The 16,636-nt window shown below is 70.4% G+C and carries 12 protein-coding genes; 2 read left to right on the top strand and 10 right to left on the bottom strand.

From position 1 onward, the window contains the following. Window positions 1–14: 14 nt before the first annotated feature. Complete coding sequence (locus AC1DMQ_RS00655) at window positions 15–1,964, bottom strand: cellulase family glycosylhydrolase (protein WP_477031617.1); 1,950 nt, start codon at window positions 1,962–1,964, stop codon at window positions 15–17. A 95-nt stretch (window positions 1,965–2,059) separates the two neighbouring features. On the opposite strand from AC1DMQ_RS00655, the gene AC1DMQ_RS00650 reads away from it, so the two are divergent. Together AC1DMQ_RS00650 and AC1DMQ_RS00645 are read left to right on the top strand one after the other, a co-directional pair. Beyond that, on the top strand, window positions 2,060–3,478 hold the full coding sequence (locus AC1DMQ_RS00650) for an MFS transporter (RefSeq protein ID WP_477031616.1): 1,419 nt from the start codon (window positions 2,060–2,062) through the stop codon (window positions 3,476–3,478). Then, window positions 3,475–5,061, top strand: a complete 1,587-nt coding sequence (locus tag AC1DMQ_RS00645; RefSeq protein ID WP_477031615.1) for a tannase/feruloyl esterase family alpha/beta hydrolase — start codon at window positions 3,475–3,477, stop codon at window positions 5,059–5,061. The genes AC1DMQ_RS00650 and AC1DMQ_RS00645 overlap by 4 nt, the downstream gene beginning before the upstream one ends. Window positions 5,062–5,145: 84 nt before the next feature. Here AC1DMQ_RS00645 and AC1DMQ_RS00640 read toward each other — a convergent pair whose 3' ends face one another. From AC1DMQ_RS00640 to AC1DMQ_RS00600, 9 genes are all read right to left on the bottom strand, one after another. Then, window positions 5,146–6,651: an ArnT family glycosyltransferase gene (locus AC1DMQ_RS00640; RefSeq protein WP_477031614.1), complete on the bottom strand. Its 1,506-nt coding sequence runs from the start codon at window positions 6,649–6,651 to the stop codon at window positions 5,146–5,148. Continuing rightward, a complete protein-coding gene (locus AC1DMQ_RS00635) occupies window positions 6,648–7,799 on the bottom strand; it encodes a glycosyltransferase (protein ID WP_477031613.1) in 1,152 nt (383 codons plus the stop codon). The genes AC1DMQ_RS00640 and AC1DMQ_RS00635 overlap by 4 nt, the downstream gene beginning before the upstream one ends. 263 nt (window positions 7,800–8,062) lie before the next feature. Further along, the gene (locus tag AC1DMQ_RS00630) at window positions 8,063–9,334 is read right to left on the bottom strand and encodes a hypothetical protein (RefSeq protein WP_477031612.1); all 1,272 of its coding nucleotides are present in this window, start codon (window positions 9,332–9,334) and stop codon (window positions 8,063–8,065) included. 20 nt (window positions 9,335–9,354) lie between these two features. Further along, entirely contained in the window at window positions 9,355–9,681 is a 327-nt protein-coding gene (locus tag AC1DMQ_RS00625) for a helix-turn-helix domain-containing protein (protein ID WP_477031611.1), read from the bottom strand. A gap of 282 nt (window positions 9,682–9,963) precedes the next feature. Then, window positions 9,964–10,485 (bottom strand): hypothetical protein, encoded by a 522-nt coding sequence (locus AC1DMQ_RS00620; RefSeq protein ID WP_477031610.1) that lies wholly within the window; start codon window positions 10,483–10,485, stop codon window positions 9,964–9,966. Between the two features lie 135 nt (window positions 10,486–10,620). After that, complete coding sequence (locus AC1DMQ_RS00615) at window positions 10,621–12,195, bottom strand: serine hydrolase (RefSeq protein WP_477031609.1); 1,575 nt, start codon at window positions 12,193–12,195, stop codon at window positions 10,621–10,623. Beyond that, on the bottom strand, window positions 12,192–13,313 hold the full coding sequence (locus AC1DMQ_RS00610) for a YkvI family membrane protein (RefSeq protein ID WP_477031608.1): 1,122 nt from the start codon (window positions 13,311–13,313) through the stop codon (window positions 12,192–12,194). The genes AC1DMQ_RS00615 and AC1DMQ_RS00610 overlap by 4 nt, the downstream gene beginning before the upstream one ends. Next, the gene (locus tag AC1DMQ_RS00605; protein WP_477031607.1) at window positions 13,310–14,365 is read right to left on the bottom strand and encodes an N-acetyltransferase DgcN family protein; all 1,056 of its coding nucleotides are present in this window, start codon (window positions 14,363–14,365) and stop codon (window positions 13,310–13,312) included. Before AC1DMQ_RS00605 ends, AC1DMQ_RS00610 begins: the two co-directional genes overlap by 4 nt. Window positions 14,366–14,369: 4 nt before the next feature. Continuing rightward, a complete protein-coding gene (locus AC1DMQ_RS00600; protein ID WP_477031606.1) occupies window positions 14,370–16,607 on the bottom strand; it encodes a TonB-dependent receptor in 2,238 nt (745 codons plus the stop codon). Between the last annotated feature and the right edge of the window lie 29 nt (window positions 16,608–16,636).

Here is a 16,636-nt window from a genome sequence, read left to right as displayed (position 1 = left end):
AGGGAGCGGGAGCCCTAGGCCCCCTCCACCACGATCTCGAGCGGCCCGGCCTCGACGGCCCAGACCCGCACCGTCTGCGCCGCGCGGTCGTGGGTCCAGCGGGCCCCGGCTTGCGAGACGCTGACCCGCACGCCGTCCGGGAAGCGGACTTCGGGGACATAGATCTCGGTCGGCGCCGCGATGGCGGGATCGGCCTCCACCCCCAGCTCGAAGCGCCCGTCGGCATAGGCCATCGTGCTGATCACGCCCTGGGTCAGCGGCGCGTAGGGCCGGCAGAAGCCCAGCAGGCCGCGCGCCCCCGCGTCGGGATCGTTGCGCCCCGGATCGCCGGCCTGGTCGGGCGAGAAGATCGACAGGTCCTCCTGGTTCCAGCCGTCGCCGATCCGCAGATCGTTGCGGTTGCTGGCCGTGTAGTTCCACTGGGTGGACGACAGCTGCAGGGCGTCCAGGGCGTCGTACATCAGCGCCAATGCCTGGGCGTGGGCGGTCCACACGCCCTCGCCGCGCTCGCCGCGCGCCCAGGCCTCGAAGGCCTCGCCGTCGTTCAGGTCATAGGGAATGCCGAACTCGCCGATCAGGGTCGGCGCGCCGTCCTGGCCGAACCGCGTGCCCAGCCAGCCGATATAGGCCATCTGGTTGAAGTAGCGGGCGCGCAGGGCGTCGGCGTCCTGGTCGGGGTCGAACCGCTTCTTGCGCAGGATGTCGATGTCGTACCAGTGGGTGGCGTTGACGCTGCGCTCGGGCATGGCGTCGGGGAACATCCGGCCGGTGCCGACCAGGTACGGGCAGAGCTCGGCGAACAGCAGCCAGTCGGGCCGCACGGCGCGGATCGTCTGCGCCACCCGGGCGAAGAACGGCGCCATGCACTGGTTCTCGTGATCGATGGGCGCGCCGTCGCGCAGGCGGAAGAAGTCCTCGTCCAGCACCTGGTCGCCCGCGTCATCGAACCGCCAGGCGCCGGCCCGTTCGAACGGATCGGGGCCGTCGTCCAGCCAGATCGAGGCGCCCGCCAGATTGGCCGGCTCCTCGTCGATGACCCGCAGCACGCCGCGCTCGTCGCTCCAGCCCAGGCGCGCGATCGACACCGTGCGTCCGCGCGCGGCCCGCAGGCCGTCCAGCGGGGTCCAGGCCCGGCCCGGCCAGATCGGCAGGGGATCGGCCGGGGTCGCCTGGAGGCGCGGCGTGCTCATCGGCAGGCCGACCCAGCCCAGGCCGGGCTCGTTGAAGCTGTCGAAGCCCACGACGTTGTCGAGGTGGGCCACGCGCCGGGCCACGGCCGTCATCGCGCCCAGATAGTGCTCCTGCAGGAAGCGCTGGACGTTGCGGCCCTCGACCGTCCAGTCGGGCGTCAGGATCTCGCCGGCGAAGAAGGCGGTCCAGGCGATCCCGTTGGCGGCCAGGCGATAGTTGCCGGCCCAGCTCATCATCGGATAGCGGTCTTCCTGCCGCGCCTCCTCGCTGGCGTAGTCGTAGCGATGCTGCATGACGTGGGCGGCGTCGGCGGCGTCGAACCGCGTGAAGTCCAGGCCCAGCGCCTCGAACACCCAGCCCGGCGCGCCGTCACCGCCGCTCATCCGGCTCCAGACGTCCTGGTGGAAGTCGACGAACACGAACAGGCCATGGGCCCGGGCCCGTTCGACCACGGCGGCGAAGTAGTCGAGATAGTCTTCGTCATACTGGCCAGGCCCGGCGTGCTCGACCGCCTCCCAGGTGGTCAGCAGGCGCAGGGTGTTGAAACCCCAGCGCGCGATGCGGCCCAGGTGCTGGTCGGCCTCCTCCAGGGGGAACGGCCGACCGACGAAGCTGACCGTGCGATGGTCGGAGAAATCGCTGGGCCGGTCGGTGCCGCCGTCGGGCCAGGGCACCTTGCAGTCGCCCCCCAGATTGACCCCGCGGAGGATGGCGTGCCGCCCGTACGCATCGACGAACCGGCTTCCACGAACATCGATCAGCGGCTTTGACATTCCATTCCCCCAGAGGCATTGTGATTTCGTTATACAACTGGTGAATAAACGGGGCGCGCCGATTGGTCCAGCCCCGACGAGGAAACGGGGAAGAGATGCCAAGCTTGACGCAGGGCGACGCGCCCAGGCTGACGGCCGTCCGCAAGGCGGCGATCGGGGTCGGTGATTTCGGGTTCAACCTGTATTGGCAGACGGCCGGGCTCTACCTGCTGTTCTTCTATACGGACGCCCTGGACCTGCCGGCCGCCACGGCCGGCTTCATCTACATGGCGGCCCTGATCTGGGACGCGGCGCTGGACCCGATCCTGGGCGCGCTGGTCGACCGCACCCGCTCGCGCATGGGCCGCTATCGTCCGTACCTGCTGCTGGGCGCGGCGCCGCTGGCCCTGGGCTTCATGGCCCTGTTCGTCGGTCCCGCCGCCCCGACCGCCGGCGCGATCGCCTTCGCGGCGGTCACCCACATCCTGTTCCGCACCCTCTACGCCGTGGTCTCGATCCCCTATGCGGCCCTGTTCGCCCGCATCACCCAGGACAGCACCCAGCGGGGCGACATGGCGGGCGTGCGGATGGTGTTCGGCACCCTGGCGGCGATCGCCGTCGCGGCCCTGACCCTGCCGCTGGCCCAGGCCCTGTCGACGCCCGAGGCGCCGCGTCGCGGCTGGCTGATCGTCGCCGCCGTCTACGGCGCGATCTCGGCCCTGTGCCTGCTGGCCGTGGCCTGGGCCGCGCGCGGCCTGGACGTCGCCGACGAGGCGCCGCCCGCCCCGCGCCCGGTGCGCGACGTCGTCCGCAGCCTGTTGGCCAACCGCGCCCTGCTGCTGGTGCTGGGCGCGGTCGTGCTCAGCGCCTTCTCGGGCACGATGTTCTCCAAGAACCTGCTCTACTATTTCAAATACGTGGTCGGCGACGCCAAGCTGGGCAGCGCGGCCCTGGCCGTGGGCGCCCTGACCGCGGCGATCTGCGTGCCCGCCTTCGCGGTGATCGTGCGGCTGGTGGGCAAGCGCGCCGCCTGGCTGATCGGCGCGGTTCCGGGCCTCGCGGGCCTGATCCTCTGGCACTTCGCCGACGGCCAGGGCGTGACCCTGCTGCTGGCCGCCGTGGTGCTGCAGGCCATGGGCCTGGCGTCCTACATCGTCTGCTTCTGGGGCATGCTGCCCGACACCGTCGAGTACGGCGAATGGCGCACGGGCGTGCGCACCGAGTCCCTGGTGTTCGGCCTGCTGGTCCTGGGCCAGAAGGCCGCCCTGGGCCTGGGCGCGGGCTTCCTGGGCATCGCCCTGACCCACGTCGGCTACGTGCCCAACGCGCCGCAAAGCCCCGAGACCCTGGCCGGCATCAAGGCGATGATGTTCTGGATCCCGCTGGTCGGCGGCCTGACCTCGGCGGGCCTGATCGCCTTCTATCCGATCACCCGGGCGTCGCACGAGAAGATGGTGGCCGAGATCGCCGCCCGCTCGGCCGACGCGCCCGTCGCCCCCACCAAGATTTCCCTGCAAGAAACGGTGATCCAATGAGCTCCGCCGCCGTCGCCTCGATCGCTTCCCTCGCCGCCCTCGGCGCGGCCATGCTCGCCGGCCAGGCCCAGGCCGCCACCTCCTGCGACGACCTGGCCAAGGTGAAGATCCCCGGCGCGACCATCACCGCCGTCAAGGCGATCCCGGTCGGCGGCCTGCAGGAGATCGAGGTCTTCGGCATCCCGCCGCTGCCCAGCGCCGCCGCCTATTGCCGGGTCAACGCCACCCTGGCGCCCACCGCGTCCTCGTCGATCAAGGTCGAGGTCTGGCTGCCGCCCGAAGGCAGCTGGAACGGCAAGTTCATGGCCACCGGCAACGGCGGCTACGGCGGCACGCTGGGCGGTCCGCGCCTGGCCATGCGCCCGGCGGTCAAGGCCGGCTACGCGACGGCCGGCACCGACATGGGCCACACCGAGGACGGGGCCGGCGGCGACGCCAACTGGGCGCTGAACCAGCCCGAGAAGATCGTCGACTGGGGCCACCGCGCCAATCACGAGACCGCCGTCTTCGCCAAGGCCCTGATCGCCGCCCACTACGGCAAGGCTCCCAAGCGCGCCTATTTCTCCGGCTGTTCCGACGGCGGCCGCGAGGCGCTGATGGAGGCCCAGCGCTATCCCGGCGACTTCGACGGCATCGTCGCCGGCGCGCCGGCCGCGCCCTGGACCCGGCTGATGGGCAGCTTCGCCTGGTCGTGGAAGGCCGTGCACGAACGCGCCGAAAGCCGTCTCACCGAGACCAACCTGGCGATCGTCCAGAAGGCGGTCCTGGCCCAGTGCGACAAGCTGGACGGCGTCGCCGACGGGGTCATCGAGGACCCGCGCCAGTGCCGCTTCGATCCGGCCGTCGTCGAGTGCAAGGACGGCAAGACCGGCGACTGCCTGACCCCGCCCCAGGTCGACGGCCTGCGCAAGCTGTACCAGGGCCCGCGCGGCGCCGGCGGCAAGGCGATCTTCCCCGGCTATCCGGCCGGCGGCGAGGCCGTGCCCAACGCCTGGCCGCTGTGGATCAGCGGCGAGAAGGCCCAGCACCCGTCCTTCGCCCGCTCGTTCTTCGCCAATTTCGTCTATTCGGACACCGGCTGGCAGCTGGCCCAGTTGAACCTGGATCGCGACCTGAAGGCGGCCAGGCGCCTGGCCCCGACCGTCGCCTCCGACAACCCCGACCTGTCGGCCTTCAAGGCCAAGGGCGGCAAGCTGATCCTCTATCACGGCTGGGCCGACGCGGCGATCACGCCCTATTCGACGATCCAGTACTATGACGCCGTCCGCGCCAAGATGGGCGTCAAGTCGGCCGACGGCTTCTCGCGCCTGTTCATGGTCCCGGGCATGTCGCACTGCTTCGGCGGTCCGGGCCCCGACACCTTCGACATGCTGGCCACGCTGGACGGCTGGGTCGAAGGCGGCGCGGCGCCGGACGTGGTCATCGCGGCCAAGACCGACAACGACTATGCCGGCCTGCTGGGCTTCCCGGCCAAGACCCTCAAGACCCGCCCCCTCTGCGCCTATCCGAAGACGGCCCAGTGGGACGGCAAGGGCTCGACCGATCAAGCCGCGAGCTTCAGCTGCAAGAAGCCCGCGTCCTAGCCGTCGACCACTCTCCCCGCGCGGCGGAGGAGCCTCGAACCGGCTCCTCCGCCGAACCGGCCGGACGTCCTTGGACGTGCCGGATCACCGGCCGGGGATCCGCTCGTAGACGATCAGTCGCGTCCCCCGCAGCGGCACGACCTTCACAGGCCTGTAGGCCCGCCGAAGCTCGGTCCTGACGATGGCCACGACCTCGAAGTTGAAGTCGCGCGCGGCCGGCTCGTGGTCGACGATCACGCTGGGCCGTCCGGCCAGGATCCGCCGCACCTCCGCGGCCTGGTCGACGCCGATCGCGCCGTTTTCCCGCAGCAGGTTCAGGTGGCCCGCGAAGGGGTAGCGCGTGGGCAGGCAGGACCCGGTCAGGTGGTACAGCAGCGGATCGCCGTTCCAGACGTAGAGGCACCCGGTCAGGCGGGGACGGATCGCCTCGACCATGGCCGTCATTTCCGCCTGGCCGCCCCGCTTGAGGTGCATCTTGCGGACCACCGCCACATTGGCGACCGCGCCGGACAGCAGCATCAGCGTCGCCGCGACCAGGCCCAGCCGATAGGGGCGATAGAGGAACAGCGGCGCGCAGGCCACGGCCAGCGGCGCGAAGAGCGGCAGGGCGTAGTGATCGAAATAGGTGCCGAACGCCAGGTAGCCGAGGACCGCCGCGGCCAGCCAGGCCAGGGCGAACTTCATGGTCGACGGCCCGCGCGGGAAGGCCCGCCACGACGCCAGCAGCGTCGCCAGGACCACCGCGAACACCGGGATGTGCAGCAGCTTCCAGGCCTTGGCCAGGCGTCGCGCCAGTTCCTGCGGCGGCGCGCCCGAGCGATCGCCGATCGACAGGAAGTTGGCGTAGATGAAGGCGTCGGCCTGGCCGATCCAGGCGTACCAGTAGAAGGCGGCCAGGGTCGGCGCCAGGGCGACGGCGATCCAGATCGCCGCGTCCACCGCCAGGCGGCCCGGCCGGCGGCTGACCCTCCATGAGGCCCACATCAGCGCCAAGCCGAGGAAGACGCCCTCGAACACGGCCGTGTACTTGACCTGCATCGCCAGACCGATCAGGCCCATGGCCAGGGCGCCCTTGCGCCGGATCTGTTCGGCCGAGACGCCGCCGGGCGTCACGGCGGTCAAGGTCGCCAGGGCCGCCCCCGCGACGAACAGGTTGTAGAAGACCGGCGCCTGCCCGCCGGATCCGCCGACCAGGCCGAGCAGCAGCAGATAGATCACGCCGGCGATCGTCGCGGCCTTCAGCCCGGCCATCGGCGCGGCCATCCGGGCGACGATCAGGGCCGTGCCGGCGGCGAACAGGGTGGCGACGACCTGGTACTGGACGATCCCGTCGCCCCCCAGCAGCCGGATCGCGGCGAACAGCACGAACAGGCCAACGGGCTTGCGGTCCCAGATGTCCACATAGGGAACGGCCCCGTGCAGCATGCGGTCGCCGACCAGCAGGTAGAAGTTCTCGTCGACATGGATCAGCGGATTGCCGAACTGCGCGCACCGGATGGCGAAGGCGGCCAGCAGCAGGATCAGGCCCACGACCGCCCAGCGCCGGCGGCCGTGGAGCGCCGACAATCGTTTCAGCAGCGACCCGCTCATCGGATGGTCCTCCCCGCCCAGGTCGCGAGGATCGTTCCGGCCTTGCGCACCGCCTTGGCCGGCCGCCAGGTCAGGCGCTGCACGGCGCGATAGTTCCAGAACGCGCCCGCCAACGCGCCGGCCGCTCCGGCCGCGAACCAGGGAACGTCCAGCGCATGCAGCCCCGCGCCGACCGCCTCGCTGACGGCGGCCCCGCCCAGGCAGGCGACGTAGAAGCTCGCCAGGCCTTGCCAGAGGGCGCGGCCGTGCAGGCGGCGATCCCGGAACGTCAGGCCGTTGTTGAGCATGAAGTTCCAGTTCATCGCCAGGAAGATGGCCGCGCTCTGGCCCAGCCAGAACGGAACGCCCAGCGCCCGTCCGGTGCTCAGGGTCGTCAGGTGGACCAGCAGGCCCGTCAGGCCCACGAACAGGAACTGGGTCATGCGCGCCGACAGGGCCCCGCCCGTCCGCTTCTCGACCAGCAGCGCCAGCAGATCGAAGACGACCCGCAGGTCCAGCTTCGATACGCCGCCGACGCGGGCCCGCAAGGCGGTCGGGACCTGCAGCAGCTTCGGCCGACGACGGTCCGAGGCGACGACGTCGATCAGGATCTTGAAGCCCAGGCCCGACAGGCGCGGCCGGACGGTCTCGTACCAGGCCCGGGTCATCAGGAAGCAGCCGCTCAACGGGTCGGCCAGGCGCAGGCCCAGCAGCAGGCTCGAGACCTCGACGCCCGCACGGCTGCCCCAGTGGCGAAGGCCGGTCAGCCCGGACCCGCCGTTGTCCAGGTAGCGGCTGGCCACCACGACGTCGGCGGGCGCCTGGGACAGGCGGTCCAGCATCCGCCGGATCAGCCGGGGATCATGCTGGCCGTCGCCGTCCATGACCGCCAGGGTCTGGCCCCGCGCCGCGTCCCAGCCCGCGATCGCCGCCGAGGCCAGACCGCCGGCGCCGTGGCGGCGGATCAGGCGAACCGCGGGTCCCCCCCGGGCGCGGTCGAGGACGACCTGGGCCGTGGCGTCGTCGATGGAGTCGTCGACGACGATGATCTCGTGCGGGATCCCCGCCAGGTCGGCGATCACGTCGTCGAGCACCCCGCCGATCGCCTCGTGCTCATCGAGGGTGCAGATGACCACCGACACCCTTGGAAGGGGCTGAGGCGTCGTCATGGGAACATCGCGGCGCGGCGCGGCGAGCGCGCCAGATATGGAGCGTGGGAACATGGATGGGGTCCGGGTTGCGGTCGGCTGAGCCGGCGCCTGAGAAGTGAAGCCCAGGCCTGATCGGTGGACGGACCGAGCGCCTCGCGAGGGCGCGCGGCCCCTGGGGCGGCGTCACCCAAACCCTATGTCACATAGTTTTCACTTGTCTAGTTATTACTATACATCCGACGCTGCATCGTCGCATCGGGCATGCGCCAGGCGGCGATCACTCAGCCGATGATGTCGGTCCAGCCCGACCAGCTCTCGCCGGGGGCGATCAGGCAGGGGTCGAATCCGTGGTCGACCGGCGCGGGATCGGCCGGCGCGGCGTGGCCTTGGGGCCCGATCAGCACGTAGCCGTCGACATGCCCGTTGCCGTCGAGATCGACCTCGACCTTCTGGCCGCCGCGGGCGTCCGGAGGCGTGTCGACGTGTTCGTTCGACGGCGGCACGGCGACGACCTCGCCCTTGGCGGTCACCAGGCGGTCGCCTTCGCGGGCGCTGTAGTCGAGGATCGTGCCCAGCAGGGTGTCGGCGTGGTCCATCACCTTGGGCGCGCTGATCACGAAGGTGTCGGCCCCGCTGCCGCCGGAGGCGAGGGCCTGGGACGTCAGCACGATCCAGTCGTCGCCCGCTCCGCCGTCGAGGATGTCGGCCCCCCCGCCGCCGATCAGCACGTCGTCGCCGTCGCCGCCGACCAGGTGCTCGGCCTCGGCCCCGCCGACCAGGACGTCGTCGCCGTCGCCGCCGCGGATCTGCACCAGCAACGCCGCCTTCCCGTCCACGTGGATGTTCTCATGGATCGCCTGCCCGTCGGCCTGCGAGACCTGGGCGACCTGGACAGGCGCGGCGGCCTCGGCGATGGCGGGGTGCGAAACGGAAGGCGACGGATCGTCCCTGTCGGCCGGCGCGGGCGCGAGCGCCGCGAAGACCGGCGCCGACCGTCCGTCCGGATCGTCGACGCCGGATCCGTGCGCCGGGGCGTGGCCCGCCGCCTCGGCCTCGATCGGCGCCAGGTGCTTGGTCGGCCCCTTCGTCGCGTCCGCGATCGGCGTGTCGGCGATCGGCCAGGCGACGCCGTCCATGCCCTGGGCCTGGTGGTGGCGCAGCGCCTCCTCCAGCAGGGCCGCGACGGCCACGAGGATCATCATGTCCACGCCGCTCTGCAGCCTGGCGAACGGCACCACCACGCCCTGGCGTTCCGGCTCGGGCCTCAGCCATCGTCCGAGCGCTTCGCGCAGGTTGTCGCCGCGCGAGACGACCTCCTCGCCGGCCACGTGCACGAGGAACTTGTCGGCCAGACGGGCGACGTGGACCAGGACCTCGCCCTCGCCGTTCATCACCGCGCACCACGGCGCGCCGTCGTCGGTGGCGCCGAACACCACCTCCAGGTCGCCGCCGCCTGGAAAATGCTCGGTCAGGGCCTGGAGCCGGCCGCGCTCGGCCGTGGTCCATTGGCCGCTGTCGCGGATCCATTCGGCCAGGGAAAGGATGGTGCCCACGTCAGGAAACTCGCGGCGGCCTAGGCCTGCGCCTGGCTGGCCGGGGCGGCGTTCCCGAACAACAGCCGGTGCAGCTCGGGCTCATAATAGGCCAGCAGCGTCCTGGCGAACTCCGCCTCGTCCAGGCGCAGCGCCTTGGCCCAGGCGGCCTGGGTCTCGATCGGCAAGCGGCCGACCCCGCTCTCCACCTGCGAGACGAAGGTGTAGTAGCGCAGCCCGACCTCGTCGGAGAGCTGAGCCTGGGTCAGGCCCGCGCGCTCCCGCGCGGCCTTGAGCCAGCGCCCCGCCTCTTGCCGCAGGACCTTGGTCTGCGCGGCCTTGGCGGCGTCGGGAGCGGATCGTGACATGCGGCATCCTGATGATCTGGCGGCGCCGAACAGGCTGGCGCCACGCCGACAACAGTAATTATGCAATGCTTTATCACGCAATGCCAGCGGGCGGGTGCGCCGGGGACGTCCGAAAGAGAGCGCTCTTGACTTCAGTTATAACTAGATGCGATAGAATGCATCTCGCCGCCGGATCACTGATCCAGGATCACCGATGATCAAGCGTCCCCCCGACTGATCGCAGGTTGATCCGGCGGCGTCCCTCGAGGACCGCCACGCTGGTCCTCGTTCCCCCGGCAAACCTCACCCGCCATCATCGCCGACCAGGGCCTGGGCGTAGTGGTGGCGTTCGATGATCGGCCGGCAGAACCGCAGGACGCCGTCGATTACCGCGGGCTCGGCCAGGATGGCCCTGAACCAGGCGTTGGCGTCCGCCGTGTTGGCGTGGACCAGCGTGATCCGGTAGCTGTGCTTGCCGGTCACGGCCGCCGCGAGGGACACGTGGACGTCGCCCGCCAGCCTGGCCTCCAGCCGGCGCAGGTCGTCGGCGTCCATCAGACGCGTGCGCAGGTCGACGATGGAGTGGCAGGCGTTTTCGGGCAGCCTGACGCGGTCCACCAGCTTGAGCATCCCATTGCGCCTGACACGCATGAGGAGTCGGAAGGCGGTCGTCTGCGAGACGTCGAACAGCCGCGCCAGCTCCAGCGTCGTGGGCAGGGGCCGGCCCTCCAGCCGGGCCATGATCTGCAGGTCCGCCTCGAAGCTGTCGCCTCCGGCCGCGAGGCCGCGGGACGGTTTCAGCGATCCGGGTCTGAGCTGGTTCACGGGCGCCTCGCCTGGTCTTCAGACGGACGCCCTCGCCCTTCCGCGACAGCGTGACCTAAGCCCAGGCCCATACCGATGGCAATCGAAATTCTCTAATCAGAGAATTTAATCTCGAACAGAGAATTGGCCGGCGTCCTACGGCTGCGCGGCCTTCGGCGTGAACAGCAGGTCTTGGTAGTCCCAGCTGAAGTCGGCGATCGGCGAGACCGGCTTCATGGTCACCCGCTCGACGCCGCCGTCGGCGTTCAGGCCGAAGGTGACGTAGGCCGGCTCCAGGGTCTTGTCGTCGAAGCGGGTGACGAAGCTGTCGTACTGCCAGTGCTCGAGCTTGCCGGCCATGCGCGGCGTCGACTTGAAGTCGATGCGCAGGCCGTCGGCGCCTTGCGTCACCGCGATGTCGCCGTACCAGGGATCGCTGTAGGTCCCGGCGTATTTCGCGGTCGGCAGGGAGGGGCCGACGCCGGCCGGCTTGGCCTGGGCGCCGCCCAGGCTCTTCAGCGCCCCGGCGACCAGTTGCTTCTTGTAGGCGATGTAGCGCTCGGTCCACGGCTCGGGCTTGAGACCCAGATAGTGGTCCAGCAGTTCGAACATCAGGCCGCGCGGCAGCTCGCCGTCCTCGCTGTTCAGCTCGATCGAGAAGCCGACATTGCGGTCGGGGATCAGCACCACCACGGTCTTGAAGCCGAACACCGCGCCGCTGTGCCAGACGATCTGGGTCCCGCGGTAGTCCTGGATGTCCCAGCCCAGGGCGTAGGCCGAGAAGGTCGGCTTGGTGACCTCCATGCCCGGCGGGACCCTGTCGATCGGCTGGATCACCTCGGGCCGCCACATGGCCTCATGCTGGGCCTCGCTGAACAGGCGCTTGCCGCCGGGCAGCGCGCCATGGGCCAGCTGCAGCTTGAGCCACTTGGCCATGTCGTTGGCGCTGACCGCCATGCCGCCGGCCGGGGCGGCGCTGGTCGCCAGTTCCTCGCGCTCGTCGAGCACCTCCTGGTCGCCCGCTCCGCGCAGGCCGCCGTTCATGCGGGCGTGCGGCTGGGCGCGGTTGGCGAAGTCGAAGCGGCGGCCGTCCGTCGTGGCGGTCGCCATGCCGGCCGGCGCGAAGACGTGCTCGCGGACGTAGTCCTCCCAGGTCTGGCCGCTGACCGCCTCGATCAGTTGGCCGGCCACCATGTAGAGGATGTTGTCATAGGCGTAGCCGCTGCGGAAACTGGTCGCGGGCTTGAGGTAGCGCAGGCGGCGCACGGCCTCGGCGCGCGGAATGTTGCTGCGGGGCACGAACAGCAGGTCGCCCTGCCCCAGGCCCAGGCCGCTGCGGTGGACCAGCAGGTCGCGCACGGTCATCTCGCGCGTCACCCACGGATCGTACATCTGGAAGCCCGGCAGTCGGTCGGCGACCTTGTCGTCCCAGGACAGCTTGCCGGCGTCGACCAGGGTGGCCAGGGCCGCCGTGGTGACGGCCTTGCCCGTCGAACCGGTCATGAACAGGGTGTCGGCGTCGACCTTCTCGGGGCTTCCTTGCCTGCGCACGCCCCAGCCCCTGGCCAGCACCGTCTGGCCCTCGTCGACGATGGTGATCGACAGGCCCGGCGCGCCGACCTTCTGGCGCAGCTGCTCGACATGGGCGTCGAAGCCCCTGGGCGGCTGGACGACGGGACCGGCCGCCAGGGGCGCTGCCTGGAGGGCGGCGGCGAGGACGAGGCTGATCATGGGACCTCCGTTTGGAAGGCGGGACGCCGGACGAGACGAAACAGCCCCAACGTCGCCAGCGGAACGACGTAGAGCGCGATCAGGGCGTAGGCCAGCAGGCGATAGCCGCCGGCGATCAGGCCGACCAGCCCGACCCGCTCGGCCAGCAGCATGCAGAAGACCAGCAGGCCCAGCGCGCAGAGCGCCCGGGCCCGAACGCCGAACGTGCGTCCCAGCCGCGCCTGGAAGGCCACGGCGACGCGCTCGTTGATGGCGTGCACCGCGCCCGTGCCGCTTTCCAGCAGGGCCGCGAAGACCATCAGCTGGAACAGCAGGCGGAAGACCGGCAGGTCCAGCTTGGCCAGCAGCACGTCCGACGGCAGGGCCGCTGCGCCGACCTCCGGCGCGTAGGCGCACATGCAGACGAAGAAGACGAAGGCCGGGATCATGGCCAGCGGCCCGGCGATCAGGCCCGCGGTGACGGCGTCGCGGTCGCTGAGCAGGTGGCGGGTCACCGGCAGGATGATCACCGCCCCGATGATGTTGTAGCCGGCATAGGTGGTCCCGCCGATCAGGGCGTCCGCCCCGACCTGGACCGGAACGGCGAAGGCCGCGGCGATGTCGTGGCCGAACGCGCCCAGGGCCAGCACCAGGAAGAGGGCGTAGACGCCGTAGAGCAGGATCGACACCCAGGCGAACAGTTGCTCGACCAGCCTGTTGCCGAAGGCGACGAAGACGGTGACGCCCAGCAGCAGGGCCAGCATGCCGGCGAACCTGGGCGCGCCGAACAACGCGTGGCCGATCTCGCCCGCCGCCGCGCCGAACACGGCCAGCACCACGACCACGAAGAAGGCGTAGGCCAGTTCGAACGCGATCCATCCCCGCCCCAGCAGGGCCTTAAAGAAGCTGCGATAGTCCCGCGCCCCGGTCGCCCGCGCGAACAGGAAGGTCAGGACGCACATGCCGCTCCAGATCAGCGTCGCCAGGGTCAGGCCGACGAGGCCGCCCCAGGGTCCGGAGGGCAGGAAGAACTCGGCGATCTCACGGCCCGTGGCGTAGCCGCCGCCGATCACGGCCGCCTTGAAGGCCAGTCCCGGAAGCAGCCAGCGGCTGAACCGACCGGGCGTCTTGACGGTCATGCGAGGCAGGCGTCCAGCAGGCGCTCGAACGCCGGCCCGCCGCGCAGGGGGTCGGCGGTCGGGAGGCCCAGGCGCGCGGCCGTCGCCTCGATCTCGGCCAGGGCCGCCTCGGGCGACAGCTTGCCGGTGTTGAGGCTGATCCCCGCGCAACGGATGTGCGGGCTGGTCACCCGTCCCAGGGCGATGGTCGCCGAGATCACCGCCTCGATCGAAGGAATGGCGTGGCCGGCATGGCCGAGGATCTCGGTCCGCCCCGGCTCGTGGCAGACGACGAAGGCGTCAGGCTGGCTGCCTTGCAGCAGGCCCACCGACACCGCGCCATAGGCCGGGTGCAGCAGCGAGCCCTGCCCCTCGATCACGTCGATGTGGCTCCGCGCGGCGGCCGGGCTCAGCATCTCGGCGGCGCCGGCCACGAAGTCGGAGACCACCGCGTCGATCGGCATGCCCGCGCCGGCGATCATGATCCCCGTCTGGCCCGTGGCGCGGAAGTCGACGTCCAGGCCTCGGCCCTTCAGCGCCCGGGCGATCGCCAGGGCCGCGTACTTCTTTCCCAGGGCGCAGTCGGTGCCGACGGTCAGGATGCGGTGTCCCGAGCGTGGCTTGCCCGAGCCGACCGGGATGCCCGGCGGCGGGGTGCGCACGTCGATCAACCGCCGCCCGGTCCGCTCCGCGGCCGCCTTCAGCTGGGGGATGTCCGACAGCCGCGCGTGCAGGCCCGAGACGATGTCCAGCCCGGCCTCCAGCGCTTCGACCAGGCCCCCGATCCAGGCCGGCGGGATGATCCCGCCGGCGTTGGCGACGCCGATCACCAGGCCGCGCGCGCCCATGGCCGCCGCCTGGGCGGGGGTCATGGCCGGCAAGCCGGTGCTGACCCGCGCGCCGGGCAGCGCGAACTCGCCGACGCAGCGCTCGCCCACCCAGTCGCGCAGGCCGAACGCGGTCTTGGCGTAGCCGGCCTCGACCGTATCGCCAAGGAACAGCAGGTACGGCGACGGCAGGCCGCCGATCTCCCCCGAAGCTTCGTCACGCGGGGCCCTGGCGATGGCGCTCATGCGATCAGAAGCCTGCGGTCAGGCTGACGCCGATGGTGCGCGGCCGGGTCACGCCCGTGCCGATCGCCCCGCCCGGATAGATCGGCAGGCCGTTGGCGGTCACCGCGCTGGTCGAGGTCTTGCCCTCGGCGTCGGTCAGGTTCTTGACGTAGGCCTCCAGGTCGACCCGGCCGAAACTGATCCCCGCGCGCAGGTCGACCACCTCGTAGGAGTCCAGTTTGCGCTGGGCGCCGTTGGCGGCGCGATAGTCGGCGTCGAAACTGCCGCTCTGCTTGCCCATCACCCGCAACGAGGCGCCGACATAGGCCTCCTTGTCGCCGATCGACCAGCTGTAGTCGCCGTTGAAGCCCAGGCTGATCTTTGGCGTGAACGGCAGTTGGTCGCCCTTCTTGCCGCCGACCAGGTCGCTGGTGTCGCCGGACAGCTTGGCGTCGGTATAGGCGCCGTTGGCCGACACCGTCAGGCCGGACGCCAGGCGCGCGGTGGCGCTGAACTCGACCCCGTCGCTGTCGGCGTCGGCGCCGTTGGCGTTGATGCCGAAATTGTTGACCACCGTCAGCAGCTGAATGCCCTTCCAGTCGATGTGGTAGACGGCTAGGTCCAGGCTGAAGCGGCGATCGGCGCTCTCGCCCTTGAAGCCCGCCTCGTAGCTGGTGACCTTGTCCGGCGCGAAGCTGGTCGGGGTGTCCGCCGGGGCGTTGGGCGGCAGCACGTTCGGGCCGCCGGGCCGGTAGCCGTTGGCGATCCGGCCATAGATAGAGCGGCGGTCGTCCAGCTTGAACTTCGGCGCCACCGAATAGGTGAAGACGTTGTCCGATGACCTCAGGTCGCTGTTGATCGGAATGCCGCCGGCCAGCACGCCGTCGGCCTCCTGGCTGGCGGTCTGCTTGTTGTGGCTGTAGCGGCCGCCGACGTCGATGTCGAAGCGCTCGCCCAGGTGCAGGGTGCCGTTGGCGAAGCCGGCATATTCCTTGTAGCGCGAGTTCAGGTTCAGTTCGGCCAGCAGCGGCAGGCCCGAGAGCTGGGTCAGCGTGCCCGGCGTCACGGCCACGTATTCCTGGAAGATCAGGCCCTTCTCGTCGGTGTAGTAGCCGCCGACCAGCCATTCGAACGGCGCGCCCTCGTTCGAGGCCAGGCGCACCTCCTGGGTGTATTTCCGGTTGTTGGTCTTCTGGCCCAGATAGAGCTCGTTGGCCGGGCCGAACACCGCTTCGATCAGGCCGCTCAGATTGGTCGTCGCGTCGTCCCGCTTGGTCTGGTTCAGTTCAGTGTAGCTGCTGGACGAGGTCAGGGTCGCGAAGCCCAGGTCGTAGTTGAACAGGCCGTTGTAGACTCGGTAGTCGATGTCCGAGAACGACGGCACGAACTGCGACAGGGTCGGCGCGCCGTACAGGGTCTTCAAGGTGTCGGGATCGCTCTCGGCGACGGTCGAGCCGTCGGCCTTGATGTCCTGCAGCATGGCGGTCAGGCGCAGGTCGAAGACCTCGTTCGGCTTGTACAGCAGCGAGACGCGGCCGCCATAGACTTCAGTGTCGTTGATGTCCTTCTCGACGTCCGAGCCGGCGGTGCCGATCGAGTCGATGAAGCCGTTTTCCTTGCGGTAGAAGCCCGAGCCGCGCACGGCCACCGTCGGGCTCAGCGGGATATTGACCATCGCCGTGGTCCGATACGACAGGCCTCCGCCCTTGGTGTCCTCGACCGAAACGCGGCCCCGGGCGCTATAGCCGTCGGTGTCGGGCGTGTTGGTCACGAACTTCAGCAGGCCGCCCATCGAGCTGGCCCCGTACAGCGTGCCCTGCGGCCCGCGCAGCACCTCGATGCGGGCCACGTCGAAGGTGTCGAAGTCGCCGGCCAGCACCGCGCCGTTGACCAGGGCGCTGCTCGAGCCGAACGGCGTCTCGTCCATGTAGATGGCCACGGTCGAGGCCACGCCGCCGGTGTTGACGCCGCGCATGACCAGACGCCCCTCCCCCGGCCCGCTCTGGGTGAGCTGCAGGCCGGGTACGAGCTTCAGGTAGTCGGTGAAGTTGGTGGCCTGCTGGGTTTCCAGCGTCTCGCCCGAGACCACCGAGATGGCCTGGGGAATGTCGATCAGGGTCTGCTCGCGCTTCTGCGCGGTGACGACGATCTCCTCGATGATCGACGCGTTCTGCTTGGGCTCCTCGGCCGCGAAGGCCGGAGCCTGGGCCAACAGCGTCCCGATGGCGCTGGAGATCAGTAGGGCCGCACGATTGATTTTCATCCCATTCCCCCTTGTTGAAGCGCCCCCGC

The organism is Caulobacter sp. 05L422, assembly GCF_056397765.1.
The sequence above is the reverse complement of the archived record's forward strand: the minus strand, read 5'-3'. Positions and strand labels throughout refer to the sequence as shown.